This is a genomic window from Streptomyces sp. P9(2023) (genome assembly GCF_032436795.1).
GTDB lineage: Bacteria > Actinomycetota > Actinomycetes > Streptomycetales > Streptomycetaceae > Streptomyces.
The window spans coordinates 22,274-48,900 of record NZ_JAUPWM010000009.1 but is presented as its reverse complement, the minus strand read 5'-3'; the positions used below and the strand labels follow the sequence as shown (position 1 = coordinate 48,900).

General features: G+C 71.8%; 23 protein-coding genes. 20 read left to right on the top strand and 3 right to left on the bottom strand.

What is annotated here, in order from left to right; genetic code table 11:
* Window positions 1–3: 3 nt before the first annotated feature.
* Window positions 4–654, bottom strand: coding sequence for an N-acetylmuramoyl-L-alanine amidase (locus Q5762_RS15490; RefSeq protein WP_315892670.1), 651 nt, complete (start codon window positions 652–654; stop codon window positions 4–6).
* Between the two features lie 60 nt (window positions 655–714).
* Here Q5762_RS15490 and mnmA point away from each other — a divergent pair, with 60 nt between their 5' ends.
* Window positions 715–1,857: a tRNA 2-thiouridine(34) synthase MnmA gene (gene mnmA / locus Q5762_RS15485; protein ID WP_315892669.1), complete on the top strand. Its 1,143-nt coding sequence runs from the start codon at window positions 715–717 to the stop codon at window positions 1,855–1,857.
* Between the two features lie 16 nt (window positions 1,858–1,873).
* On the opposite strand, the gene Q5762_RS15480 is transcribed toward mnmA, so the two are convergent.
* Window positions 1,874–2,662 carry an alpha/beta fold hydrolase gene (locus Q5762_RS15480; RefSeq protein ID WP_399495169.1) on the bottom strand — a complete coding sequence of 263 codons (789 nt, stop codon included), beginning with the start codon at window positions 2,660–2,662 and terminating at the stop codon, window positions 1,874–1,876.
* A 123-nt stretch (window positions 2,663–2,785) separates the two neighbouring features.
* Between Q5762_RS15480 and Q5762_RS15475 the strand changes: the two genes are divergently transcribed.
* The 19 genes from Q5762_RS15475 to Q5762_RS15385 all read left to right on the top strand — a co-directional run bounded on the left by Q5762_RS15475 (window position 2,786) and on the right by Q5762_RS15385 (window position 26,400).
* A complete protein-coding gene (locus tag Q5762_RS15475) occupies window positions 2,786–3,319 on the top strand; it encodes a TIGR00730 family Rossman fold protein (RefSeq protein WP_315892667.1) in 534 nt (177 codons plus the stop codon).
* 184 nt (window positions 3,320–3,503) lie between these two features.
* A complete protein-coding gene (locus Q5762_RS15470; RefSeq protein ID WP_315892666.1) occupies window positions 3,504–3,926 on the top strand; it encodes a hypothetical protein in 423 nt (140 codons plus the stop codon).
* Window positions 3,923–5,740 (top strand): alpha/beta hydrolase, encoded by a 1,818-nt coding sequence (locus tag Q5762_RS15465; RefSeq protein WP_315892665.1) that lies wholly within the window; start codon window positions 3,923–3,925, stop codon window positions 5,738–5,740. Before Q5762_RS15470 ends, Q5762_RS15465 begins: the two co-directional genes overlap by 4 nt.
* A gap of 122 nt (window positions 5,741–5,862) precedes the next feature.
* Complete coding sequence (locus tag Q5762_RS15460; protein ID WP_315892664.1) at window positions 5,863–6,339, top strand: hypothetical protein; 477 nt, start codon at window positions 5,863–5,865, stop codon at window positions 6,337–6,339.
* A 22-nt stretch (window positions 6,340–6,361) separates the two neighbouring features.
* Window positions 6,362–7,051, top strand: coding sequence for an SDR family oxidoreductase (locus Q5762_RS15455; RefSeq protein WP_315892663.1), 690 nt, complete (start codon window positions 6,362–6,364; stop codon window positions 7,049–7,051).
* Between the two features lie 14 nt (window positions 7,052–7,065).
* Window positions 7,066–8,070: a methionine synthase gene (locus tag Q5762_RS15450; protein ID WP_315892662.1), complete on the top strand. Its 1,005-nt coding sequence runs from the start codon at window positions 7,066–7,068 to the stop codon at window positions 8,068–8,070.
* A gap of 31 nt (window positions 8,071–8,101) precedes the next feature.
* On the top strand, window positions 8,102–10,282 hold the full coding sequence (gene ligA, locus Q5762_RS15445; RefSeq protein ID WP_315892661.1) for an NAD-dependent DNA ligase LigA: 2,181 nt from the start codon (window positions 8,102–8,104) through the stop codon (window positions 10,280–10,282).
* A 283-nt stretch (window positions 10,283–10,565) separates the two neighbouring features.
* Window positions 10,566–12,710, top strand: a complete 2,145-nt coding sequence (locus tag Q5762_RS15440) for a bifunctional diguanylate cyclase/phosphodiesterase (RefSeq protein ID WP_315892660.1) — start codon at window positions 10,566–10,568, stop codon at window positions 12,708–12,710.
* A 106-nt stretch (window positions 12,711–12,816) separates the two neighbouring features.
* Complete coding sequence (gene gatC / locus Q5762_RS15435; protein ID WP_015036350.1) at window positions 12,817–13,113, top strand: Asp-tRNA(Asn)/Glu-tRNA(Gln) amidotransferase subunit GatC; 297 nt, start codon at window positions 12,817–12,819, stop codon at window positions 13,111–13,113.
* Between the two features lie 4 nt (window positions 13,114–13,117).
* The gene (gatA, locus tag Q5762_RS15430; RefSeq protein ID WP_315892659.1) at window positions 13,118–14,611 is read left to right on the top strand and encodes an Asp-tRNA(Asn)/Glu-tRNA(Gln) amidotransferase subunit GatA; all 1,494 of its coding nucleotides are present in this window, start codon (window positions 13,118–13,120) and stop codon (window positions 14,609–14,611) included.
* A 5-nt stretch (window positions 14,612–14,616) separates the two neighbouring features.
* On the top strand, window positions 14,617–14,850 hold the full coding sequence (locus Q5762_RS15425; RefSeq protein ID WP_315892831.1) for a hypothetical protein: 234 nt from the start codon (window positions 14,617–14,619) through the stop codon (window positions 14,848–14,850).
* 16 nt (window positions 14,851–14,866) lie between these two features.
* The gene (gene gatB, locus Q5762_RS15420; protein ID WP_315892658.1) at window positions 14,867–16,378 is read left to right on the top strand and encodes an Asp-tRNA(Asn)/Glu-tRNA(Gln) amidotransferase subunit GatB; all 1,512 of its coding nucleotides are present in this window, start codon (window positions 14,867–14,869) and stop codon (window positions 16,376–16,378) included.
* Between the two features lie 176 nt (window positions 16,379–16,554).
* Complete coding sequence (locus Q5762_RS15415) at window positions 16,555–17,343, top strand: hypothetical protein (RefSeq protein ID WP_315892657.1); 789 nt, start codon at window positions 16,555–16,557, stop codon at window positions 17,341–17,343.
* Entirely contained in the window at window positions 17,340–17,714 is a 375-nt protein-coding gene (locus tag Q5762_RS15410) for a GntR family transcriptional regulator (protein WP_315892656.1), read from the top strand. Before Q5762_RS15415 ends, Q5762_RS15410 begins: the two co-directional genes overlap by 4 nt.
* Before the next feature lie 179 nt (window positions 17,715–17,893).
* Window positions 17,894–19,972, top strand: a complete 2,079-nt coding sequence (locus Q5762_RS15405) for a phosphocholine-specific phospholipase C (protein ID WP_315892655.1) — start codon at window positions 17,894–17,896, stop codon at window positions 19,970–19,972.
* 189 nt (window positions 19,973–20,161) lie between these two features.
* Complete coding sequence (locus Q5762_RS15400; protein ID WP_315892654.1) at window positions 20,162–22,396, top strand: MMPL family transporter; 2,235 nt, start codon at window positions 20,162–20,164, stop codon at window positions 22,394–22,396.
* 51 nt (window positions 22,397–22,447) lie between these two features.
* Window positions 22,448–23,017: a hypothetical protein gene (locus Q5762_RS15395; protein ID WP_315892653.1), complete on the top strand. Its 570-nt coding sequence runs from the start codon at window positions 22,448–22,450 to the stop codon at window positions 23,015–23,017.
* 138 nt (window positions 23,018–23,155) lie between these two features.
* Window positions 23,156–23,335 (top strand): hypothetical protein, encoded by a 180-nt coding sequence (locus Q5762_RS15390; protein WP_315892652.1) that lies wholly within the window; start codon window positions 23,156–23,158, stop codon window positions 23,333–23,335.
* A 5-nt stretch (window positions 23,336–23,340) separates the two neighbouring features.
* Window positions 23,341–26,400 (top strand): AAA family ATPase, encoded by a 3,060-nt coding sequence (locus tag Q5762_RS15385; RefSeq protein ID WP_315892830.1) that lies wholly within the window; start codon window positions 23,341–23,343, stop codon window positions 26,398–26,400.
* Between the two features lie 12 nt (window positions 26,401–26,412).
* Here Q5762_RS15385 and Q5762_RS15380 read toward each other — a convergent pair whose 3' ends face one another.
* Window positions 26,413–26,622 (bottom strand): DUF6191 domain-containing protein, encoded by a 210-nt coding sequence (locus tag Q5762_RS15380; RefSeq protein WP_315892651.1) that lies wholly within the window; start codon window positions 26,620–26,622, stop codon window positions 26,413–26,415.
* Window positions 26,623–26,627: the final 5 nt, after the last annotated feature.

The window sequence follows — 26,627 nt, the reverse complement described above, 5'->3', positions numbered from 1 at the left end:
GCCCTACGCCGGCTTCTTCGACGCCTCCCGCACCAGCTTCATGTACCGGTCCCAGTCCCAGTGCGGACCCGGGTCCGTGTGGTCCGTCCCCGGCACCTCCACGTGCCCGATGATGTGCTCCCGGTCGACGGGTATCCCGTACCGCGCGCAGATCCCGGCCGTCAGCCGCGCAGACGACGCGTACATCGCCGCCGTGAAGTCCTGCGGACGGTCGACGAAGCCCTCGTGCTCGATGCCGACGCTCCGCTCGTTCATGTCCCGGTTCCCGGCGTGGAAGGCCACGTCGAGCTCGCGGATCATCTGTGCCACATGACCGTCCTTACGGACGACGTAGTGCGTGGCGGCGCCGTGCCCGGGGTTCTTGAAGACCTTCAGCGCGGTCGCGTAACTGCCCTGGACGACATGGATCACCACGCGGTCGATCGTGTAGTCGGCCGGCCGGTCGGCCCGCCGCCAGTTCGCCCGCGAGGCCGCCGTCCAGTCCGCGCCCTTGTGGTCGAGCTCGCCCTCCACCCGGTCCTGCTCCGTCCCGGGCAGCCGCCACCAGGCACGCCACAGTTCGTCGCGGGCCAGGACCGCCGTACCGAGGACGGCCGCGCCGCCGCCGAGCAGGACGGCTCGCCGCCCCACCCCCCGCTTCTTCTCGCTCCCCATGTGCAGGACAACGCTTACCCGCGCGACCGTGGTTCCCGGGCCCCGTACCCTGGTAGGGCTATGACTCAGACTCCCCAGCGCCGCCTCCGTGTCCTGGCCGCCATGTCCGGCGGCGTCGATTCCGCCGTCGCCGCCGCCCGCGCCGCCGAAGCCGGCCACGACGTGACCGGCGTCCACCTCGCGCTCTCGGCGAACCCGCAGTCCTTCCGTACAGGTGCGCGCGGCTGCTGCACCATCGAGGACTCCCGGGACGCCCGCCGGGCGGCCGACGTCATCGGCATCCCGTTCTACGTCTGGGACCTCGCCGAGCGCTTCCGCGAGGACGTCGTGGACGACTTCGTCGCGGAGTACGAGGCGGGCCGCACGCCCAACCCGTGTCTGCGCTGCAACGAGAAGATCAAGTTCGCCGCCCTGCTCGACAAGGCGCTCGCCCTCGGCTTCGACGCGGTCTGCACCGGCCACTACGCGACGGTTCAGCTGAACGAGGACGGTACGCGGGAGCTGCACCGGGCCTCCGACATGGCCAAGGACCAGTCGTACGTCCTCGGTGTCCTGGACGAGAAGCAGCTCGCGCACGCGATGTTCCCGCTGGGCGACACCCTCACCACGAAGGACGAGATCCGGGCGGAGGCGGAGCGGCGCGGGCTCGCGGTGGCGAAGAAGCCGGACAGCCACGACATCTGCTTCATCGCCGACGGCGACACCCAGGGCTTCCTGGCCTCCCGGCTCGGCCGGGCGGAGGGCGACATCGTCGACGAGTCGGGCACGAAGGTCGGCAGCCACGAGGGCGCGTACGGCTTCACCATCGGCCAGCGCAAGGGCCTGCGGATCGGCCACCCGGCGGCGGACGGCAAGCCGCGCTACGTCCTGGACATCTCGCCCGTGAACAACACGGTCACGGTCGGCCCGGTCGAGGCGCTCGACGTCACCGGCCTGACCGCGATCAAGCCCCGTTGGTGCGGCACGGCCCCCGAGGGCTCCGGCCGCTACACCGCCCAGCTGCGCGCCCACGGCGGCGAGACGGCGGTGACGGCGGGACTGACGGACGGCGAGCTGACGGTCACCTTCGACGAGCCGGTCCGGGGCGTGGCCCCGGGGCAGGCGATCGTGCTGTACGACGGCACGCGCGTGGTGGGCTCGGCGACGATCGCGACGACGGTACGGCGTACGACGGAGACGGAGACGGAGCCGGCGACGGCGTAAGGCCTGTTCTGTCGGCTCACTCCTCCTCGAAGAAGTCCTCCAGGACCGGCGCGAGGACGTGCGGGGCCACCAGGTGCGTCTGCCCCGTCAGGGTGCGGTGGCGGCCGCGGGGGAGGGCCGTCGAGACCGCCAGGGCCGCCCGGCGCGTCCGGGCCGGGCTCGCGCCGCCGTCGACGACCAGCACGCGCGCGTGGATCCGCCCGAGCCGCGCGGCCGGCACGGTCCCGTCGCCGAGGACGGCGTGGTCGTACGCGAGGGTGTGCGCGACGGACTCGAGCCGGGGCAGCCCCCGTACCGGCTCCGCGACGTCGGCGGCCTCCGCGAGGAACAGGTCGATGGCGGCGCCCCGCTGCCCCCGCTCAAGCAGCCCGGCCAGACGGCGCCGCCGCGCCGTGAACGTCTCACGGGCGCCGGCCTCCGCCGAGAACGGCGGCTCGAAGACCGACAGCCGGTCCACCGGCAGCCCGGCGACCACCCCGGCGAGCGCCAGCGCCCCACCCGACCCGATGCCGTGCACAAAGGCCTGGCTGCCGCCGACCTCGCCGATCAGGGCCTCCAGATCCTCGATCTCCCGCTGCACGTCGTACGGCCCGGTGTCACCGCTCCCGCCGCGCCCCCGCCGGTCGTACGTCACGACCGAGAAGCGCGGCGCGAGAAGGTCGGCCAGCGGCCGCTCCGTCTCGCCCGTGCACAGGGCGCCGCTCACCAGGATCACCGGCACCCCCTCCCCGCGCCGCTCGTACGCGATCCGCGTTCCGTCCGCGGACCTGACCCGCCCCCGGACCCTGCTGAGAGTGCCGCTCATCTCGTCCATGAGGGTGTTGACCGGAGCCGCTCCCGGAACTCATCGGCGTGGCACGGAAGTTCCCGAAAAAATCTTGAAAGTCGAGGTCAGGGGCGTCGAGGAGGCGGGGATACGGTGGGTGGCATGAACATCTGCGTCTTCCTCTCCGCCGCCGACCTCGACGAGCGCTACACCGCCCCCGCCCGCGACTTCGCCGAGCGTCTCGGCAAGGCGGGCCACACCCTGGTGTGGGGAGGCTCCGACTCCGGTCTGATGAAGGTCGTCGCCGACGGCGTCCAGGACGCGGGCGGCAGGCTCGTCGGCGTCTCCGTCGAGTTCCTCGCCGCGAAGGCGCGGCCGGGGGCGGACCAGATGGTCATCGCCAAGGACCTCGCCGAGCGCAAGGCCCTCCTGCTGGCCAAGTCGGACGCGATCGTGGTCATGGTCGGCGGCACCGGCACTCTCGACGAGGCCACCGAGGTCCTGGAGCTGCGCAAGCACGGCCAGCACACCAAGCCGGTGGTCCTGCTGAACACCGCAGGCTTCTACGACGGCCTGAAGGCCCAGTTCCACCGCATGGAGGACGAGGGCTTCCTACCGCTGCCCCTCACCGACCTGGTCTTCTTCGCCGAGGACGGCGTCTCCGCGCTCACGTACCTGGAGTCGAGCATGAGGTGAGTGCGTCAATGGCCCGTCTGCGTTCGCAATGCCCGCAGGATGGCTTTTGTGCATACGTGACCAGCCTGCCAGGGCTTGAGGGCGTTCCCGGGTATGGATAGCCTTCACAATCGCGTAGGCCGGGGCCACCTGCGCTAATCTCACGGTGCGCTGATGCGGAAAGCAGTTGAGCAACGGGGGGATCGTGTCGTATTCGGAGCGCTGGCAGGAACTGTTCGGACCGGCCGATGGGGGGCCGGCGATGAACCTCGCCTCGACGGCCCCGGAGCCCAGCACGGGGGGACCCGGCGCCGGGACGCTGCAGCACAGCGGTGGCCCCTGGACCAAGGCGTCCGGCACATCCGCCGACCTGCGCACGAGCACCGAGACCAGCCGTGTCGCCCTCGGCCGCGGCCACGAGGGGGTCTCCGCGGGGGCCACCGGATTCGCCTCGGCGGCCTCCCTCACGAGCGTGCTGAAGTCCTGGGAGGAGCGCCTCACGGCCGTACGGGACGAGTGCGATCAGCTCGAAGGCGCCCTGCTCAAGGTCGCCAAGGAGATGGGCGAGACCGACATCGCGGTTGAGCAGTCCCTCAAGCCCGCCGAGAAGGCAGAGGAGAAGCGGTGACCGGGACGGCACTCACCTGGCAGCAGCTCCGCGACCTCAAGGCGTCCGAGTTCGAGGACGCCGGCGACAAGTGGCACGAGGTCTCCGGCCGTTCCGACTCCGATCGGATCCGTGTCGATCGGGCCATGTCCGCCAAGCTCCGCGAGACCCAGGAGAGCGAGTCCGCCGAGGCGGCTCTCGGCAGGCTTCAGCGTCTGAGTCGCAACTTCGAGTACCTGCACAGCGAGTGCGGACTGATCCGTACGACCCTCAACGGCCTCGCGGCCGACCTGGCAGAGCCGCAGCGCCAGCTGAAGCAGGCCCTTGAGGACGCTGCGAGCCTGCAGCTCACCATCCACGAGGACGGCTCGGTCAGCTACCCGGCCGCCGAGGTCCAGGACCTGACGGGCGAGAAGAAGCAGGCCCCGGGCGGCACGGTCCAGGGCAGCGCGCGTCTCCCCCTGGAACCGCCAGGCTTCGGCGCCAACGGGCAGTCGCCGCTGTACCCGGGCTACTCGGGCTTCAAGCCCCTCAACCCGAACGCGGCGAAGGCCCAGGACGTGGCCGACCGTATCGCCAGGGCCGTGAGGTCTGCAGGCGAAATCGACGCGCGGTACGCGAAGACCCTGAACGGCCTCAAGGCGGAGAAGGGCCTGGACGTCACGGCAGCGACGTTGAAGGACGTGCGGGGCGACACCGCCGACGTACGGCACGCCGCGGGGGCCTACCTCGCCCGCGAGATCCCCGAAGACAAGTCGCCCGCCGAACGCAAGGCCTGGTGGGACGGCCTGTCGGAGGAGCAGCGCCAGGAGTATCTGAACGTCGCCCCGGACCTCATCGGTAACCTCGACGGCATCCCGTCGGTCGCGCGTGACGAGGCGAACCGCAACTACCTGCCGGTGCTGATGGACGACCTGGCGCGCGAGGGCGGCGACGAGGCGAAGACCAAGCTGGACGCGCTCCGGAAGATCGAGGACAAGCTGGACAGCCCGAGCAGGCCGCCGATGTTCCTGCTCGGCATCGGTGACGAGGGCAACGGCCGCGCGATCGTCGCGTACGGCAACCCGGACACCTCACGGAACGTGTCCGCGTACGTACCCGGCCTGGGCACGAAGCTCAACGGAGATTTCGTCGACGACACGATGAAGCGTGCTCTGGACACCGCGAAGGGTGCCCAGCGGTACGACAGATCGAGCGCGTCGATCGTATGGCTCGGTTACGACGCCCCACAGAACGTGGACGTCATGAGCACCGGTGACGCCAAGCGCGGAGCCCCCGCGTACAACAGCTTCATGTCGGGCCTCTCGGCCACGAACCAGAACGCGGACCCACATGTGACGGCCATCGGCCACTCGTACGGCTCGCTCACCGTGGGCACGGCGGCCAAGGAGAGTGGGGGGATTCCCGGTGTGGACGACGTCATTCTGCTCGGCAGCCCCGGTGTCGGCGTCGACAAGGCGGAGGACCTGGGCGTGGGCAAGGAACACGTCTATGTCGGTGCGGCGGACAACGACCCGGTCACCAAGCTGCCCTCGAAGCAGCAGAGCGCGGCCGGCTTCGCCGGTCTGCTGGCGGGCGGCCCCTTCGGTGCCTACATCGTGGGCGATATCGCCGACCAGGGTGATGACGACCTCTACTTCGGCAAGGACCCGGCCAGCAAGGCCTTCGGCGCGCAGCGTTTCGAAGTGGACGACGGGCCGCGCATGATCATGGACGGGGGTGGCTTCGACGCCCACTCCCAGTACTTCACACCCGAGAAGGACCAGGTGTCTGCAGACAACATCAGCCGTATCGTCTCCGGAGAGCTCAACCTCAAGACCGAGGAGTACAGGTGAGCCGACTGCGGCGAGTACTGCGCGTGGGCGTTTCGGTCGCCGTGGCGGCGGTGGTCTTCACCGCGTGTGGAGTACTGGGGGATGGACAAGGGACGACAGAGGGAAGAGGGGCTGCGGCGGCCATGGACATGCAAGGTGCGGCAGACCGTGCCGACGGGATGCTCAGCGCCACCGTCAAGGCGGTCGTGCCGGAGATCCAGTGGACGTTCGACACCACGACGACCGGAAGCTGTGACGTCACGCGGTACTGGACGGTGATGACCGTCATTTCCGACCAGCGGCGCGGCAACTTCCTCGGCGTGGTCGAGCGGTTCTGGACGCAGAGTGACTACAAGATCAAGTCGGTGAACCGGAGTAAGAGGACCCCCGCGATCTACGCCGTGTCGCCGGACGGCTTCGGCATCAGCCTCGTCTTCGGCGACAAGGGGCAGGCGTTCTTCGAGGTCACGTCACCCTGTGTGAGCAAGTCCGAAGTGGCCCCGCCGAAGACCCTGTCCAACGGCCCCGCCTACAACGACGTCGACATCCCCTACCCCAACGTCCGCTCCGACTTCTGGTCCGCCGAAACCCCCGTGTCGAGCCCCGCCGCCTCCCCCTGACCGCAGGTGGGACGATGGGCCCATGGCTACTCATGTGATCACCGGGGCGGGTTCCGGCATCGGGGCCGCGGTCGCCCGCAGGCTCCACGCGCGCGGGGACGATCTCGTGCTCCACGTGCGCGACGCCGGCCGGGCCAAGGAGCTCGCCGCCGAGTTCCCCGGCGCCCGGACCCTCGTCGGGGACCTCGCCGACCCCGACAAGCTCTCCTGGGCGTTCTCGCACCAGAGCCTGCCCGAGCGGGTCGACACCCTCCTGCACATCGCGGGCGTCGTCGACCTCGGCCCGGTCGGCGAGCTCACCCCCAAGACCTGGCGCCACCAGCTCAACGTCAACCTGATCGCTCCCGCCGAGCTGACCCGGCACTTCCTGCCCCAGCTCCGCGTCTCCCAGGGCCACGTGGTCTTCGTGAACTCCGGCGCCGGGCTCAACGCGCACGCCGAGTGGAGCGCCTACGCCGCCTCCAAGCACGGCCTGAAGGCGCTCGCCGACTCCCTGCGCCACGAGGAGCACGGCAACGGCGTGCGGGTCACCTCCGTCTACCCGGGCCGCACCGCGAGCCCGATGCAGGCGAAGGTCCACGCCCAGGAGGGCAAGGAGTACGACGCCTCCCGGTGGATCGACCCGGAGTCGGTCGCCACCGCCATCCTCACGGCCGTCGATCTGCCGCGCGACGCGGAGATCAACGACCTGACGGTCCGTCCGGGACGATAGGGACCGCCACCACCGTGACCGAGAACGAGAACTTCCCCTGGGGGCCCGCCACCGGCGTCGGCTCCCTGCCCGGTGGCGACGCCCGCGAGGCCGCCAAGACCGTCACCGGTTCCTTCGAGGACTTCCCCTTCCTCGCCGAACTGCCCGCGCGCGGCCCCGGCGCCGACATGATCGGCCGGACCATCGGCCTGCTGGTCGAGATGTACGCGCATGTGGAGCCGAGCGGATGGCGGGTCAGCGACCGGCCCGGCCGGGACACCCGGCGCGCCCGCTCCTGGCTCGGCGAGGACCTCGACGCCCTGGAGGAGTTCACCCAGGGCTACGAGGGCCCGCTCAAGGTCCAGGCCGTCGGCCCCTGGACCCTCGCCGCGGCCCTGGAGCTGCGCGGCGGCGAGGCCGCCCTCGGTGACCCCGGCGCCTGCCGGGACCTGGTGGGCTCCCTCGCCGAGGGCCTCCGCGCCCACCTCGCCGAACTCCGCAAGCGGATCCCCGGCGCCCGGCTCGTCCTCCAGCTCGACGAGCCCTCCCTCACCGCCGTCCTGCGCGGCCACGTCCGGACCGCCAGCGGGTACCGGACGTACCGGGCCGTCGACCGGCAGGTCGTGGAGACCGCCCTGCGCGAGGTGATCGCGGTCCACGACGGCCCGGTCGCCGTCCACTCCTGCGCCCCCGACGTGCCGTTCGGGCTGCTGCGGCGGGCCGGCGTCGACGCGGTCTCGTTCGACTTCGGGCTCCTCACCGAACGTGACGAGGAGCCGATCGGCGAGGCCGTCGAGTCCGGCACCAGGCTCTTCGTGGGCGTGGTGCCGTCCACCGACACGGCATTGTCCGACCCGGGCGGTAGCGTCATGGGTGTCAGGACGCTGTGGCGCAGGCTGGGGCTGAATCCGGGGACTCTCGCCGAGTCCGTCGTGGTCACCCCGACGTGCGGGCTCGCGGGCGCCTCGCCCGCGTACGCCCGGGCGGCCCTCGCCCACTGCGCCCGGGCGGCGAGATCGCTCGCGGACAACCCTGAGTGACAGGGTCGGAGCAACGGGAGGACGAGTAACGGTGGCAGTCGAACAGGGGGCCCTGCCCGCCGAGGCACGGGAGAAGCACGCGGGCCTGGCCGAGCAGGTCGAGGAGCACCGCTTCCGGTACTACGTGAAGGACCAGCCGGTCATCAGCGACGGCGAGTTCGACAAGCTCCTGCGTGCCCTGGAGGCGCTGGAGGAGGAGTACCCCGAGCTGCGCACGCCGGACTCGCCGACGCAGAAGGTCGCCGGGCAGTACGAAACGGAGTTCACCTCCGTCGAGCACCGGGAGCGCATGCTCTCCCTCGACAACGCCTTCGACGACCTGGAGCTGGCCGCCTGGGCCGAGCGGATCGCCCGGGACGTCGGCACCCCCGACTACCACCTGCTGTGCGAGCTCAAGGTCGACGGCCTCGCGGTCAACCTCACGTACGAGCAGGGCCGGCTGACCCGCGCCGCCACCCGTGGCGACGGCCGGACCGGCGAGGACATCACGCCCAACGTCCGTACGATCGCCGACATCCCGGACCGGCTGCACGGCGACCGCGTCCCCGACCTGGTCGAGATCCGCGGCGAGGTCTACTTCCCGATGGAGGCCTTCGAGGGGCTCAACGCCCGTCTGGTCGAGGCCGGCGACAAGCCCTTCGCCAACCCGCGCAACGCGGCGGCCGGTTCGCTCCGCCAGAAGGACCCGAAGGTCACCGCGACCCGCCCGCTCCGCATGGTCGTGCACGGCATCGGCGCCCGCGAGGGCTTCGCCATCGACCGCCTCAGCCAGGCGTACGACCTGCTGCGCGAGTGGGGCATGCCGACCGCCCGGCACAACAGGGTGGTCGACTCGCTGGCGGAGGTACGGGAGTTCATCGCGTACTTCGGTGAGAACCGGCACTCGGTGGAGCACGAGATCGACGGCGTCGTCGTCAAGCTGGACGAGATCCCGCTCCAGGGCCGGCTCGGCTCCACCGCGCGCGCCCCGCGCTGGGCCATCGCCTGGAAGTACGCCCCGGAGGAGGTCAACACCAAGCTGGTCGACATCAAGGTCGGCGTCGGCCGGACCGGCCGGGTCACCCCGTACGCCCAGGTCGAGCCGGTCACGGTGGCCGGCTCCGAGGTCGAGTTCGCCACCCTCCACAACCAGGAGGTGGTGAAGGCCAAGGGCGTCCTCATCGGCGACACGGTCGTGCTGCGCAAGGCCGGTGACGTCATCCCGGAGATCCTCGGCCCGGTGGCCGACCTGCGGGACGGCACCGAGCGGGAGTTCGTCATGCCCGCCGAGTGCCCCGAGTGCGGGACGGCGCTCAAGGCCATGAAGGTGGGCGACATCGATCTGCGCTGCCCGAACGCGCGGACCTGCCCCGCCCAGCTGCGCGAGCGGCTCTTCTATCTCGCCGGCCGCGAGTGCCTGGACATCGAGAACTTCGGCTCGGTGGCCGCCGCCGCGCTCACTCGCCCGCTGGAGCCGACCGAGCCGCCGCTCGTCGACGAGGGCGACCTCTTCGACCTCACCATCGAGCGGCTGCTGCCGATCAAGGCGTACGTCCTCGACCCGGACAGCGGGCTGCCCAAGCGGGACCCGAAGACCGGCGAGGAGAAGGTCGTCACGGTCTTCGCCAACCAGAAGGGCGAGCCGAAGAAGAACGCGCTCGCCATGCTGGCGAACATCGAGGCGGCCAAGACCCGGCCGCTCGCCCGGTTCATCAACGGGCTCTCCATCCGGCACGTGGGCCCGGTCGCCGCCCAGGCGCTCGCCCGCGAGTTCCGCTCGCTCGACCGGATCGAGCAGGCGAGCGAGGAGGAGCTGGCCGCCGTCGACGGGGTCGGCGGGATCATCGCCGCAGCCGTGAAGGACTGGTTCTCCGAGGAGTGGCACCGCGAGATCGTGCGCAAGTGGCGCGCGGCCGGGGTCCTGTTGGCGGAGGAGGGCGCGGGCGAGGACGAGGGGCCGCGTCCGCTGGAGGGCCTCACGGTCGTCGTCACCGGCACGCTGGAGAACTTCACCAGGGATGGCGCAAAAGAGTCCCTCCAGAGCCGCGGAGCGAAGGTGACCGGTTCCGTTTCGAAGAAGACCGACTTCGTCGTCGTCGGCGAGAACCCGGGGTCCAAGTACGACAAGGCGATGCAGCTGAAGGTTCCGGTTCTGGACGAGGCCGGCTTCGCCGTGCTGCTCGAACAGGGGCCCGAAGCAGCTCGGGAGGCCGCGGTTCCGGTCGAGGGGTAGCCGAAGGGCGGCCGAGGGGCAGCCGGAGGGCGACGATTACGAGCCGTCCGGGGGCCGCTCACAGCCCCCCAAAAGGTCACCCGTTCGGCGCATACCAGATCGTTACGGGTGGGCGGGTGGCATTCGGGCAAGAGATGGAGAGCGCTGCCCGTCGGAGCCCTCCGCGGCCTAGTGTTGAGACCGTGCGTCTGTCGCGCACGGCTGCGTGGGGCTCCGCCGGTCGTGGCGGCATGACAACGGCCCATCGCGTTGCAACGGCACCGCCGGCTGTGAGAGGGACGTAATGAAACCGACCGAGAGTGCCGCCGCCCCGCTCTCCCGGGCGGCGCGCGGCCGCGCGGCCTGTGGGGCGATCACCTCCCGGCTGCCCGGAGTGGTGGTCGGCCTCGCCGCCGTCGTGCTCGCCACCGGGATCTACCGGGCCGTGAGCGCCGGCCACGGACTCTTCCCCGGCGGCGCCGAGGGCTGGTCCCTCGCCGTCCTCACCGGGCTCATCGTCGGACACCTGGTCGCCCTCGGCCGGGACCGCTGGTGGGGCGGCACCGGATCCGGCGCCGCCCTCACCCTCGCCGTCCTGCTCCTCTACGGCTGGGTGCCCGCCGGCCTCGTCTCCATGGCCGTCGTCCTCCTGGTCGGGCTCGCCCGCCGCCACCGCTGGCGCCAGGGCCTCCTGCACGGCTCCGTGGACGTCCTCGGCGTCGGCGCCGCCGCCCTGGTCCTCGCCGCCTTCGGCGACGTACCGACCGTCGAACAGCCCTGGCGGCCCCCCGACTGGGGGATCGCCGACATCCCGGAAGTCGCCCTCGCCGCCGCCACCTACCTCGTGGTGACCCGGCTGCTCCTGTGGTACGCCCTCTCGCCCCAGGGCGGCGGCCTTCCGACCGTCGCCCGCACCGCCCTGCTCCGCCAGGGCCTGGTAGCCGTCGCACTGCTCGGCATCGCCCCGCTGATCTGCGTCGTCGCCGTCTCCCAGCCCCTGCTGCTGCCGCTCTTCGCCGTCCCGCTCATCGCCCTCGACTCCACGCTCTGGATCGCCCGCGCCCGCGCCGAGGAGCAGCTGAAGGACCCGCTCACCGGGTTGCCGAACCGCCAGTGGCTCCTGGAGCGGGCCTGGACGGCCCTGGAGCAGGCCGAGGGCGAGGGTGTCCGCTCCGCGCTCGTCCTGATCGACATGGACCGGTTCCGATCGGTCAACGACACCCTCGGGCACCTCGCCGGCGACCGGCTGCTCCTCCAGATCGCCGAGCGGCTCAAGCTCGCGCTGCCGCGCGGAGCGGAGGCCGCGCGGCTCGGCGGCGACGAGTTCGCCGTCCTGCTCCCCACCGCCGACTCCACCACCAGCGCCCAGCGCGTGGCCCGCCACCTGGTCGCCGAACTCTCCTCGCCGCTCGACCTCGACGGCCTCACGCTCGTCCTGGAGGCCAGCGCGGGCGTCGCCGTCTTCCCCGACCACGCGCTCGACGCCGAAGGCCTGCTGCGCCGCGCCGACGTCGCGATGTACCAGGCGAAGCGGGACCGTACGGGCGTCGAGGTGTACGAGTCCAAGCGCGACTCCAACACCCCCGACCGGCTCGGACTCCTCGGCGACCTGCGCCGCGCCCTGGACGCCGGCGAGGTCGAGCTGCACTACCAGCCCAAGGTCCGCTTCGACGGACAGGTCGCAGGACTGGAAGCCCTGGTGCGCTGGGTGCACCCGGAGCGCGGCCGGGTCCCTCCGGACGAGTTCATCGCCATCGCCGAGTCCTCGGGACTGATGCCGCACCTCACCGAGTACGTCCTGGAGACCGCGCTCGCGCAGGTGGCCCGCTGGCGTGCCCAGGGGTTGAACGTTCCTGTGGCCGTCAACGTCTCGCCCCGGGACGTCCACACCCCCGGCTTCGCGGGCGCCGTCGCCGCCCGCCTGGCCCGGCACGGCGTCCCGGCAGGGGCCCTGCAGCTGGAGATAACGGAGCACGTGCTCCTGGAGGACCCGCAGCGCGCCGCCGACACCATGGCCGGCCTGACCGGCCACGGCGTGAAGATGTCCCTGGACGACTTCGGTACGGGCTACTCCTCCCTCGTCCACCTGCGGCGCCTCCCGGTGAGCGAGCTGAAGATCGACCGCTCCTTCGTCGCCCGGCTCGCCGTCGACGCGGAGGACGCCGAGATCGTCCGCTGCACGCTCGACCTGGCCCACTCGCTCGGCCTGCTCGTGGTCGCCGAGGGCGTCGAGGACGACGAGACCTGGGAGCGCCTGCGCGACCTGGGCTGCGACGCCGTCCAGGGCTGGCTGGTGGCCGCCGCGATGCCGCCCGCCGAGACCACGGCCTGGCTGCGCGCCCGCGGCGAGCACGGCTGGCGCCGCCCCTCCGAGGTGGCGGCCCTGGAGGCCGCCCAGGCGGCCGCGGCCGTGGACCTCGACCACCCCTCGGGCCACGCGGTGCAGTAGCCACGAAGCGCGCCCGGGCGAGCGCGGCGGACGAACCGTTTCACGGGTGGCGGTGCGGTCCCCATAGGATTGGGCCAACACCATCAAACTCACCCGTGAGGATCGCATGCCTGGCATCACGCGCGAGGAGGTCGCCCACCTCGCACGGCTGGCGCGTCTGGAGCTGAAGGGCGAAGAGCTCGATCACTTCGCCGGTCAGCTCGACGACATCATCGGCGCGGTCGCCCGCGTCTCCGAGGTCGCCGACCAAGACGTACCGCCGACCTCCCACCCGCTGCCGCTGACGAACGTCATGCGCGCGGACGAGGTCCGTCCGTCGCTCACCCCCGAGCAGGCGCTCTCCGGCGCCCCGGCCCAGGAGCAGCAGCGTTTCAAGGTGCCGCAGATCCTGGGGGAGGACTAATCACATGACGGACATCATCAAGCTCACGGCCGCCGAGATCGCCGCGAAGATCGCCGCCGGCGAGCTCACGGCCGTCCAGGTGACCGAGGCCCACCTCGCCCGCATCGAGGCCGTCGACGAGAAGGTCCACGCCTTCCTGCACGTCGACCGCGAGGGCGCCCTCGCCCAGGCCCGCGCCGTGGACGAGAAGCGCGCCAAGGGCGAGAAGCTCGGCCCGCTGGCCGGCGTACCCCTGGCGCTCAAGGACATCTTCACCACCGCCGGCATGCCGACGACCGTCGGTTCGAAGATCCTCGAAGGCTGGATCCCGCCGTACGACGCGACCCTGGTGAAGAACCTCAAGGCCGCCGACGTCGTCATCCTCGGCAAGACCAACATGGACGAGTTCGCCATGGGGTCCTCCACCGAGAACAGCGCCTACGGCCCCACCGGCAACCCCTGGGACCTCACCCGGATCCCCGGCGGTTCCGGCGGCGGCTCCTCCGCCGCCCTCGCCGCGTACGAGGCCCCGCTCGCCATCGGCACGGACACCGGCGGCTCGATCCGTCAGCCCGCCGCCGTCACCGGCACCGTCGGCGTCAAGCCGACCTACGGCGGTGTCTCCCGCTTCGGCATGGTGGCCTTCTCCTCCTCCCTCGACCAGGGCGGCCCCTGCGCCCGTACGGTCCTGGACGCGGCCCTGCTGCACGAGGCCATCGCCGGGCACGACCCGCTGGACTCGACCTCCATCGACGCGCCGGTCCCGCCGGTCGTCGAGGCCGCCCGCAACGGCTCCGTCGCCGGCATGCGCGTCGGTGTCGTCAAGCAGTTCCGCGGCGAGGGCTACCAGGCCGGTGTCGTGCAGCGCTTCGACGAGTCCGTCGAGCTGCTCAAGGAGCTGGGCGCCGAGATCGTCGAGCTGGACTGCCCGACCTTCGACCTCGCCCTGTCGGCGTACTACCTGATCGCGCCGTCCGAGTGCTCCTCCAACCTGGCCCGCTTCGACGCCATGCGCTACGGCCTGCGGGTCGGCGACGACGGCACGAGGTCGGCCGAGGACGTCACCGCCCTCACCCGTGAGGCCGGCTTCGGCGACGAGGTCAAGCGCCGCATCATCCTCGGTACGTACGCGCTCAGCTCCGGCTACTACGACGCGTACTACGGCTCGGCGCAGAAGGTCCGGACGCTCATCACCCGCGAGTTCGAGCAGGCCTTCGAGCAGGTGGACGTGATCGTCTCCCCGACGACCCCCACCACCGCCTTCCCGATCGGCGAGCGCGCCGACGACCCGATGGCGATGTACCTCGCGGACCTGTGCACCATCCCGACCAACCTGGCCGGCAACGCCGCGATGTCGCTGCCCTGCGGCCTCGCGCCGGAGGACGGACTGCCGGTCGGCCTGCAGATCATCGCCCCCGCCATGAAGGACGACCGGCTGTACAAGGTCGGCGCCGCCGTCGAGGCCGCCTTCGTGGAAAAGTGGGGTCACCCGCTGCTTGAGGAGGCTCCGTCGCTGTGAGTGCCATGGCAAAGAAGGCCAAGAACTTCAAGAAGTCGAAGACCGGCGTCTACGTCTCGCTGGCCAGCACCGCCTTCGGCGCGATCAGCGTCGCGAAGCAGGCGAAGCTGGCCCGCAACGACAACGACATGCTGCGGCTGATCGACGCCGCTGTGTCCGCCGCCGCCATCGTGACCGGCCTGGCGATCCTCTACCGGGAGCTGAAGCGCCTGGGCGACGACGACGTCCTGCTGGGCTGAGAGGGAAAGTCTCACCGTGACTGTCACTGAACTGCTGTCGTACGACGCGGCCCTCGCTGCGTACGACCCCGTCATGGGCCTTGAGGTCCATGTCGAACTCGGTACGAAGACCAAGATGTTCTGCGGCTGCTCGACCGAGCTGGGCGCCGAGCCCAACTCGCAGACCTGCCCCACCTGTCTCGGTCTGCCCGGCTCGCTCCCGGTCGTCAACGCGATCGGCGTCGAGTCCGCGATCAAGATCGGTCTCGCGCTGAACTGCGAGATCGCCGAGTGGTGCCGCTTCGCCCGGAAGAACTACTTCTATCCGGACATGCCGAAGAACTTCCAGACCTCGCAGTACGACGAGCCGATCGCCTTCAACGGCTATCTGGACGTCCAGCTGGAGGACGGCGAGATCTTCCGCGTGGAGATCGAGCGCGCCCACATGGAGGAGGACACCGGCAAGTCGCTGCACGTCGGCGGCGCGACCGGCCGGATCCACGGCGCCTCGCACTCGCTGCTCGACTACAACCGGGCCGGCATCCCGCTCATCGAGATCGTCACCAAGCCCATCGAGGGCGCCGGCGAGCGGGCCCCCGAGGTCGCCAAGGCGTACGTCGCCGAACTGCGCGAGCTGATCCGCGCCCTCGGTGTCTCCGATGCGCGGATGGACAAGGGCCAGATGCGCTGCGACGTGAACCTGTCGCTGCGCCCCAACGGCACGACTGTCTTCGGCACCCGCTCGGAGACGAAGAACGTCAACTCGCTCCGCTCGGTGGAGCGCGCGGCCCGCTACGAGATCATGCGCCACGCGGCCGTCCTGACCTCCGGCGGCACGATCGTGCAGGAGACCCGTCACTTCCACGAGGACGACGGCTCCACCACCTCCGGCCGGATCAAGGACAACGCCGAGGACTACCGGTACTTCCCGGAGCCCGACCTCGTCCCCGTCGCCCCGGCCCGCGCGTGGGTCGAGGAGCTGCGCGGCGGACTGCCCGAGCTGCCGCGCGTGCGCCGCAACCGGCTCCGCGAGGAGTGGGGCGTGTCGGAGCACGACATGCAGTCGATCCTCAACGCGGGCGCGGTCGACCTGATCGTCGCGACCACGGACGCGGGCGCTCCGTCGGACCAGGCGCGCAAGTGGTGGATGGGTGAACTGGCCCGTTCCGCCAACGAGTCGGGCACGGCCCTGGACGAGCTGCCGATCACCCCGGCGCAGGTCGCCCGGGTGACCGAGCTGGTCGCCGCCGGTGACCTCACCGACAAGCTGGCCCGCCAGGTCATCGAGGGCGTGCTCGCGGGCGAGGGCGGCCCGGACGAGGTCGTCGAGAAGCGCGGCCTGAAGGTCGTCTCCGACGAGGGCGCGCTCGGCACGGCCGTCGACGAGGCCATCGCGGCCAACGCGGGCATCGCCGACAAGATCCGCGGCGGCAAGGTCGCGGCGGTCGGCGCGCTGGTCGGCGCGGTCATGAAGGCCACCCGCGGCCAGGCGGACGCGGCGCGCGTGAAGGACATGATCCTGGAGAAGCTGGGCGTCAGCGAGGGCTGAGCCTGCTTTCCCGTACGGGTACGAGGGCGGCGCCCCGGGTCTCACGACTCGGGGCGCCGCCCTCTTCGTCGTACCGACAGCACGTCAGCCCTCTTGTATCAAGCATTTGACACAAGGCGGCTTGACCCCTCATCTTGTACCTGATGCTTGATACAAGTGTGACGACGGGGGAACTCATGTCCGACACCGCTCTGCCTCGCCCCGGCGTACCCGCCGGGGTCGCTCTGTTCGCCCGCTGGACCGGCCTCTCGCTCGGGGCCGTGCTCGGCATCCTGATCGCCCAGAGCGGCCGCCTCGGTCTCGGCGTTCTCCATGCCCTGCCCGTCTTCGGCCTCTGTGCCGTGGCGGGGGTCCTGGCCGGAGACGTTCTGGCATCCCGGCCGCACGGGGAGGTCCGCCGTGCCGGGCTCACACCGCGCCGCGTCCGCGACTACCTGCCCGTGCGCTTCACCGCGCTCCTCACCGTCCAGGCCGCCGTACTGCTCGTCCTCCTCGCGGTCGCCGCGGCCACCGCGTCCGCCGACGACATGGGGCGGGCCGGCCGCACGCTCGGTGCGGCCTGCGGGAACGTCATCCAGTCCCACGGCCCCTGGCCCGGACTCTTCTACGGTGCCCCCGTCATCGGCGCCCTCGCCCTGACCACCGCGGCCTGCTGGTACGCCCTCCACCGCATCGTCCGGCAGCCCGTCCCCGGCGGCGACTCCGCGCTGCGCGCGGCCGACGAGCAGCAGCGCCGGGACCGAGCGCTCGCGGTGACGGCCGCCTGGGGGCTGACGGTGTCGGCCCCGCTCGCCGGAGCGGCCCTGTTCGCGTCCGGCGCGCTGCGGTCGCTCTCCTGCCTGGGCGCCGCGGCCCACGCCGTCGGATGGGCCCTGCTGCCCATCGCGCTGGTGGCGGGCGGTACGGCGGTTTGGTCCCTGCTGACCCTCGCGGCCCCTCGATCCGTCTCCCGGAGGCGGTCGTGACCGGGCCGGCCGTCCGGGTCGACACGGCGAGCGCGGTCCCGCCCTACGAGCAGATCCGCTCCCAACTCGCCGCGCTCATCGGTGGCGGCCGTCTGCCCGAGGGGGAACGGCTCCCGACGGTCCGTCAGCTCGCGGGCGACCTCGGCCTGGCCCCCGGAACCGTGGCCCGCGCCTACAAGGAACTCGAGGCCGCCGGCCTCATCCGCACCCGCCGCGGCGCGGGCACCCGGGTAGCGGCCCTCCCCGCACCTGCCCGAGCCGAGGCCGAACGACTCACCCGGCTCGCCCGGGCGTACGTCGCCGAAGCCCGGGCCACCGGGGCCGACGAGGCGGCCGTCCTCACCGCCGTACGGACCGCGCTGGGTCGGTAGGTTGCCGACCCGCCTCGGCCGGGCGTTCGTCCGCCTGACGGACGTTCACCGTCGCGCCGTCGCCGGGTCTTCCCGCCGTCACCCGGCCTGACTACCGTCCCCCGCGTACCACCCAATGGCTCGAAGGCGAACCATTGGCCGTCGACTGGAGGTCGGTCTTGTCCCCCGAGAAGTCCCGGATGTCCCGCCGCAAGGTGCTCGCCCTGGGCGGAGGCGCGCTCGGCGCCGCTGCGGCGGGCTCGCTGCTCCCGCCGTCGCTCCAGGAGGCGATCGCGGCCGGGCCGCCGGCCGGAGGCATGAACGCCGTACGGCACGTGGTGATCCTTATGCAGGAGAACCGTTCCTTCGACCACTACTTCGGCACCCTCCGCGGAGTCCGCGGCTTCGGTGACCGCAACGCGATCGAGCTGCCCTCCGGCAAGCCCGTGTTCGAGCAGCCCGCCGCCCTCGGCCGGACCGTGCTGCCGTTCCCGATCCGGGGCGCCGCCGAGACGCAGAAGAAGGACCTCCAGTACATCGGCGAACTCGACCACTCGTGGAGCGGCGGCGCCAAGGCCTGGCACGACGGCTGGATGGACGGCTGGGTCTCCGCCAAGACCGCCGCGACCATGGCGTACTACGACCGCCGGGACATCCCGCTGCACTACGAGCTCGCGGACACCTTCACCATCTGCGACGCCTACCACTCGTCCACCCACACCTCGACGAGCCCCAACCGCAACCACCTGTGGTCCGGCTGGACCGGCTACGAGGCCGACGGCAGCCGCGCCGTCACCAACGCCGCGTACGCCGAGGGCACCCACCCCGGCTACTCCTGGCCCACCTACGCCGAGCGCCTCGAAGCGGCCGGGCGGAGCTGGAAGACGTACACGGAGTGGGAGAACTTCACCGACAACAACATCGAGTTCTTCACCTCCTTCAAGAAGATCGCCCGCAAGGCCCTCGCCCCCACCGGCGGGCACACCTTCATGGAGTCCTTCTACGCCGCCGTCCGCGACACGGAGGACCCCGCCGAGCGGACCAGGCTGCTCGCCGCCCTCGAAGACGGCGTCGCCACCCTCACCGACGCCGAGCGCTCGCTCTTCGAGCGCGGACTGCGCCGCGTCGAGTCCGGGAAGCTCGCCGACGCCTTCCGCGCCGACGTGGCCGCCGGGACGCTGCCGGAGGTCTCGTACCTGGTGCCGTCCGCGATCGACTCCGAGCACCCCGGCTCCTCCTCGCCGATCGCCTCCGCCTCCCTCGTCTACAAGGTGCTCGACGCGCTCGGCTCGCATCCGGACGTCTGGCGCCACACCGTCCTGCTGATCAACTACGACGAGAACGACGGCTTCTTCGACCACGTGCCGCCGCCCGTCCCGCCGGCCGACAACACCGACGAGCGCTGGAAGGGCCTGCCCACCGGCCTCGGCATCCGCGTCCCGATGCTCGTCGTCTCGCCCTGGTCGCTCGGCGGCTACGTCTGCTCCGAGACCTTCGACCACACCTCGGTGATCCGCTTCCTGGAGAAGCTCACCGGCATCAAGGAGCCCAACATCACCCCGTGGCGGCGCGCCGTCACCGGCGATCTGACCTCCGCCTTCGACTTCCGGCGCGCCCACCGGCAGCCCGATGTGGAGGAGCCCGGTCCGATCCCGCCGTTCTCCGGGCGCTGGCGGCCGCAGCCCCCGCTGGTCCAGACGATGCCGGTCCAGGAGCCGGGCACCCGCCCCGCCCGCCCGCTGCCGTACCAGCCGGACGCCCAGGCGCGGGTAGCTGCGGGCGGGGTCACCGTCGACCTGAAGAACAGCGGGAAGGGCTCCGCGCACTTCGCGCTGTACCCGTACGCCGGTGGGTTCACCGCCCCCCAGCACCGCGATGTAAGGGGCACGGCGCAATGGTCGGTACCCCTTACGGGTGATCATTACCGGTTCACGATCACCGGCCCGAACGGCTTCCGCCGCGAGTTCGAGGGCCCGGCGGCGGGCGGTGCCGAGCTCGCCTCGTACATCGATCATCACGACCGTGACCTGCACCTCACCGTACGGAACACCGGGAAGGCGCCCGTCTCCTTCACCGTCCGGCCGGTCGGGTACGTCGATGAGGACGACCTCCGCGACTGGACCCGCACGGTCACGGTGAAGCCTGGCCGGAGCCGTACCCTCGTGCACTCGGCCGCCGACGCGCACGGCTGGTACGACGTCGAGGTGACCGCCCCCGGCGGCTTCCGCCGACGCCTCATGGGGCACATCGAGAACGGGCGGGCGAGCGTATCCGGCTGAGCCCCCGGACACGGCGCGCGCGGGAGCCCAGGACCAAAGGCCTGAGCTCCCGCGCACCGCTGTGAGTAACGACACGAAAGGGGCAAATGATCTCTTAAGGCTGTAACAGTGGCCTGACGTAGGTCATGCGTTCTTTGCGGGCTGTTCCCCGGTAAAGATCCACGAACCACCCACCAGGGAGCACGTCCTTTGGCAGCCATCGCACGGTGGTGCATCAAGCACCGCCTCGTCGCCGTTCTGCTCTGGCTCACCGCCCTCGGCGGTGTCGCCACCGGAGCCGCGGTCGCGGGCTCCGCGTACTCCAACGACTACGAGGTCCCCGGCACCGAGTCCGGCCGCGCCACCGCCCTCCTCGAAAAGGGCTTCCCCGGCACCGGCGGCGACGGCAACACCATCGTCTGGCAGACAGACAAGGGCAGCGTCCGGGCGACCGCCGTCGAGCAGCGCATGACCGAGATGCTCGACGAGGTCGCCGAACTCCCCGGCATCGCCTCCGTCGCCTCCCCGTACGGCTCCGGTCCCGCCGCCGCCCAGGCGCAGATCAGCGAGGACGGGCGCACCGCCTTCGCGGCCGTCACCTTCCACGAGCAGGCCGACGACATTCCGGTGTCCGAGGCGAAGGCCCTGGTCGACACGGCTCGCCAGGCCGCCGACGAGAACGTCCAGGTCGAGCTGGGCGGCAGCGCCGTCGCCCTCACCGAGGCCTCCGGCGGCAAGGTCGCCGAGGCCGTCGGCGTAGTCGTCGCGGCCGTCGTCCTCTTCCTCGCCTTCGGCTCGCTCGCCGCCTCCGCGCTCCCGATCGCCACCGCCCTCGTCAGCGTCGGCATCGCGTACTCCGGGATCGTGCTCCTCGGTCATGTCATGACCGTCGCCGACTTCGCGCCCATGCTGGGCATGCTCATCGGCCTCGGCGTCGGCATCGACTACGCGCTCTTCATCGTCACCCGGCACCGCAAGGGCCTCAAACGCGGGCTCCCGGTCCCCGAATCCGCGCGGATCGCCGTCGCCACCACCGGCAGGGCCGTCGTCTTCGCCGGCGCCACCGTCTGTATCGCGCTGCTCGGCATGCTGATACTGCGACTCAGCTTCCTCAACGGCGTCGCCATCGCCGCCTCGCTGACCGTCGTCCTCACGGTCGCGGCGTCCGTCACCCTCCTTCCCGCGCTGCTCTCCGTCATCGGGATGCGGGCGCTGTCCCGGCGCGAGCGCCGGCAGCTCGCCGAGCACGGGCCGCAGCCCGAGCTGCCGACCGGCTTCGCCGCCCGCTGGTCCGCGTTCGTGGAGCGCCACCCCAAGCTCCTCGGCGGGGTCGCCGCCATCGTCATGGCCGTCCTCGCGCTGCCGACCCTCTCGCTCCACCTCGGCACCTCCGACCAGGGCAACGGCCCGGCCACCTCGACCACCCGGCAGGCCTACGACCTGCTCGCCGACGGCTTCGGGCCCGGCGTCAACGGGCCGCTCACCCTCGTCGCCCAGATCGACGGCGCCGACGACCGCGTCGCGCTCGGCGAGCTGCCGACCGCGCTGGCGAACACCAAGGGCGTCGAGTCCGTCTCACCGGTCACGTACAACAGCGCGGGCGACACCGCCGTCCTCACCGTCGTACCGGACTCCTCACCGCAGTCGAAGGCGACGAGCGAGCTGGTCGACCGGCTGCGCGCGGATGTGCTGCCGGATGCCGAGCAGGGCACGTCGCTCGATGTGCACGTCGGTGGCGTCACCGCCTCGTACGACGACTTCGCCGAGATCATCGTCGGCAAGCTGCCGCTCTTCGTGGGCGTCGTCGTCGCGCTCGGCTGTCTGCTGCTCCTGGTCGCCTTCCGGTCGATCGGCATCCCGCTGAAGGCCGCGCTGATGAACGTGATGGCCGTCGCATCGGCCTTCGGGATCGTCGTCGCGATCTTCCAGTGGGGCTGGGGGAGCGAGCTGCTCGGACTCGGCAGCGCGGGCCCGATCGAACCGTTCCTGCCGGTCATCATGGTGTCCGTGCTCTTCGGGCTCTCCATGGACTACCAGGTCTTCCTGGTCAGCCGGATGTACGAGGAGTGGCTGGAGACCGGCGACAACCGGCGGGCGGTCCGGGTGGGGCTCGCCGAGACCAGCCGCGTGATCAACTCCGCGGCGGTCATCATGATCTCCGTCTTCCTCGCCTTCGTGCTCTCCGGTGACCGGGTCGTCGCGATGTTCGGCATCGCGCTCGCGGCGGCCGTCGCCCTGGACGCCTTCGTCCTGCGCACCCTGCTCGTCCCGGCCCTCATGCACATGCTCGGCGGCGCCAACTGGTGGCTGCCGCGCTGGCTCGACCGGCGCATGCCCCGCATCAGCATCGAGCCGCCCGAGAGCCGCGCCGCGGTCGCGTCCCGGGACGCGACGATCCCCGCGCAGCGCGTGACGGTGCCGACGGTCGAGGAGAAGACGCCCTGACGCGTCCTCGTCTTAAGACACTTCTCATCTGCTGCACCTAGCGTGCGTCGCATGACTATCAAGACTGAGAAGACGACGGAGCCGGCCGAAGAGACGGCGTCCGAAGAGACGGCGTCCGAAGAGACGGCGTCCGAAGAGACGGCCGCGGAGGCTGTCGAGCCGACGGACGAGGTCGACGAGTCGGCCGAGGCCGACGACCTGGACGACGACCTGGACGACCTCGCCATGGACGGGGCCGATGCCGCCTCCGGCGTCGGCGCGGGCGCCGCCGCCGTCGTCTCCGCCGGACTCGGGCTCGCCGCCCTCACCGGCACCTGGGTGGGCAAGGTCAGCAGCGAGCGCGAGGCCCTCGTCGGCCAGATCCAGGCCCAGGGCGGCACCCCCGCCCAGCAGATCAACGAGATCTACGCCGACGCCTGGCACGCGACCGCTCTCGTCAACGGCGTCTTCGCGTTCCTCGCCCTGCTCGTCGGCGTGCTCGTCCTCGTCCTCGTCAGCCCGCAGCGGCCCGTCTGGGTCCGCGCGGTGGCCGTCGGCGGTGCCGTCCTGGGCGCGATCGGCATGCTCCTGTCGGCGGGGATGTACTTCGACCTGTTCCTGAGTCTGCCGACCGCGCCGTAAGGCACCCCCGGGGCCCGCCTAAGGACCCCCGTGCCCCGAACATGCGGCACTCGCCCGATGTGGTCGTACCCCCTGGCCGACGAGAGTAGAGGCATCGCAAGGAGCGATACCGACACCAGGACACCAGGGGAGAACGACATGTTCGCGTACGAACTGAACCGCCTGCACCACGCCGACCTCGTCCGTGAGGCCGCCGCCCAGCGCCTGACCCGGCAGGCCGTCACGGCGCGGCGGGCCGCGAAGGCCGCCCGGTCCGCCCACCACGACCCCGAGGGGCGGGTGGGGCAGGAACGCGACGGCTACGTCCGGGCCGCGTGACCCTTATGGGCGCCGTCCCGGATGTCTGTGCGATGCTCGGCGCCGTGGAGACCAGGTCAGTCAGTCCCGTGTTCGTCGGCCGGGCCGGTGAGCTCACCGCCCTCACCGACGCCCTCGCCCGCGCCACCGACGGCGAGCCGCAGGCCCTGCTCATCGGCGGCGAGGCCGGTGTCGGCAAGACGCGGCTCATCGAGGAGTTCGTCGCGGCGGCCTGCGACCGGGGCGCGTACGTCGCGGTCGGAGGCTGTGTCGAAGTCGGCGCTGACGGGCTGCCGTTCGCGCCCTTCTCCACGGCCCTGCGCTCGCTCAGCCGCCGCCTCCCGGCCGAACTGGCCGAGGCGGCGGCGGGGCAGGAGGGCGAACTCGCCCGGCTCCTGCCCGAACTCGGTGACGTCGGCAGCCACGAGCCCTCCCACGAGGACTCCACCGCCCGCCTCTTCGAACTGACCGTACGGCTCCTGGAACGCCTCGCCGCCGACCGTACGATCGTGCTCGTCCTGGAGGACCTGCACTGGGCCGACGCCTCCACCCGGCACCTCCTCTCGTACCTTCTCCGCACCCTGCGCCGCGGCAGGATCGTGGTCGTCGCCACCTACCGTTCCGACGACATCCACCGCCGCCACCCCCTGCGCCCCCTGCTGGCCGAACTGGACCGGCTGCGGACCATCCGGCGCATCGAACTCGCCCGCTTCACCCGCGCCGAGGTGCGCCGCCAGCTCACCGGCATCCTCGCCGCCGAACCCGACGCCGCCCTCGTGGACGGCGTCTTCGACCGCTCCGACGGCAACGCCTTCTTCGTCGAGGAGCTCGTCGTCTCCCACGAGGCCGGCTGCGCCCCGGGCGCCCTCAGCGACTCCCTGCGCGATCTGCTGCTCGTCCGCGTCGAGGCGCTGCCCGAGGACGCCCAGCGGGTCGCCCGGATCGTCGCCGAGGGCGGCTCCACCGTCGAGTACGCGCTGCTCGCCGCCGTCGCCCGGCTCTCCGAGGACGACCTCATCGAGGCGCTCAGGGCCGCCGTCGGCGCGAACATCCTGCTCACCGTCCCCGACGGCGACGGCTACCGTTTCCGGCACTCCCTGGTCCGCGAGGCCGTCAGCGACGACCTGCTGCCCGGCGAACGCTCCCGCCTCAACCGGCGCTACGCCGAGGCGCTGGAGGCCGACCCCGCCCTCGTCCGTGCCGACGAACGCGTGACCAGGACCGCCACCTACTGGTACCACGCCCACGCCCCGGCCAAGGCCCTCCCGGCCGTCCTCCGCGCCTCCGTCGAGACCCGCAAGCGCTACGCCTACGCCGAGCAGCTGAGCCTCCTCGAACGGGCCATGGAGCTGTGGGACGAGGTCCCCGCCGAGGTCCGCGACTCGCTGCGGCCCATCGACTACGTCGAGGCCTACCCCGCCTGCGGCTGCGACCCCGCCTCCACCCCGCTGCGCTACCTCGACCTGCTCGCCGAGGCCGCGTACGCCGCCCGGCTGTGCGGAGAACGCGAACGCGCCCTGAAGATCGGCAAGATGGCGCTGCGGCTCCTCGAAGGAGAGGAGGGCGAGGAGAGCGACCCCCTGCGGAGCGCCTGGTTCTGGACCGAACGCTCCCGCATCATGTCCAGCCTCGGACGGTCCGACGGCTGGGCCGAGATCGCCACCGCCCAGGAGCTCGTCAAGGGGCTGTCGCCGTCCGCCGTCCACGCCGTCGTCCTCACCGTGGCCGCCGGCTGGGGCATGCTCCACAAGCCCGGACCCGAGAGTCTCGCCGCCGCCGAACGCGCCGTCGAGTACGCCCGGTTGGTCGAGGCCGAGGCCATCGAGCTCGGCGCCCGGGTCACCCTAGGCACGCTCCAGGTCGCGGCGGGCGACCTGGAGGAGGGGCTCGCCTCGATGTACGAGGTGCGCGACCGCACCCTGGCCCTCGGGCTCTACCACGAGTGCTCCCGCGCCCATGTGAACCTCTCCTCCTGCCTGGAGGGCCTCGGCCGCTCACGGGAGGCCATCGAGGTCGCCGAGGCGGCCGTCCGGCTGACCCGTGACCACGGACTCCTCGACAGCCAGGGCTGGGTCCGCGCCAACCAGGCCGAGTCGCAGTTCTCCCTCGGCCTGTGGGACGAGGCCCAGCGCAACGGCGAGTGGCTGGAGAGCGCCGGACGGAGCTCCAAGCCGCGCGGCTCCGCCGCCCTCCGCCTGGCCCAGCTCGCCCTCGCTCGCGGCGAACTGGCCCTGGCCACCGTCCAGTTGGCCACGGCCGCCGAGCACTTCGGCAAGGCCGACCCGATGCCGCAGTACACGATCCCGATGCGGTACGTCGCGGTGAGCATCGCCGCCGGAGGCGGGCGGATCCACGACGCCCGGGCCGAGCTGGTCGCCGCCGCGGAGACCGGGTTTCCGCTCGGTACCCACCGCGACGCCTGGCCGCTGCTCCTGGCCGCCGCCACCGCCGAGGCGGACGCGCTCGGCCTGCCCGCCGCCGAGGAGGGCCGGGCGGAGGCCCTCGCCCTGCTCCGCCGCTCCGCCCGGGGCCTGGCGACACCGGCGCCCGTCTGGGAGGCGTACTCCCGGCATGTCTCGGCCGAGCTGGACCGCGCCGAGGGCGCCCGCCGGGTCGACCGCTGGACGGAGACCGTCGCCGCCTACGAGCCGCTGGGGCGCCCCTACCTCCTCGCCCTCGCCCGGCACCGCCTCGCCGACGCCCTGCTGGCCGAGGGCGGCCGGCGCGAGGAGGCCGCCGCACTGCTCCGCGAGGCCCACGCCACGGCCGTCCGCCTCGGCGCCCACCCGCTCCGCGAGGACGTCGAACTCCTGGCCGCCCGCGCCCGCCTTCCGCTGACCGCCCCGGACCGCGCCCCCGAACCGGACCCGGGCGACGACGCCTTCGGCCTGACCCCCCGGGAGCAGGACGTCCTCCGGCTGGTCGCGGCCGGCCGCACCAACCGCCAGATCGCCGAGGAACTCTTCATCTCCCCGAAGACGGCGAGCGTCCACGTCTCCAACATCCTCGCCAAGCTGGGCGTCTCGGGCCGGGGCGAAGCGGCCGCCCTGGCCCACCGCCTCCGCCTCCTGGAGCCGACGCCCTGAGGGGCCCCGGCCCTACTCGTCGCCGTCCTCGTCCCCGTCCTCGTCGTCGCGGGCGGTCACCGGGCTCGGCATCCGTATCAGCACGGCGCCCGAGCTGAGGTCTATCGGGCCGCGCGACGGGTCCGCGTCCCCCTGGTCCTCCCGGGTCAGGGCCAGCCGCTGCCGCTCGTCGTCGGTGTGCTGACGGCCGGGCGCGAACAGCTCTTCCATCGCGTTGAACATCGTCT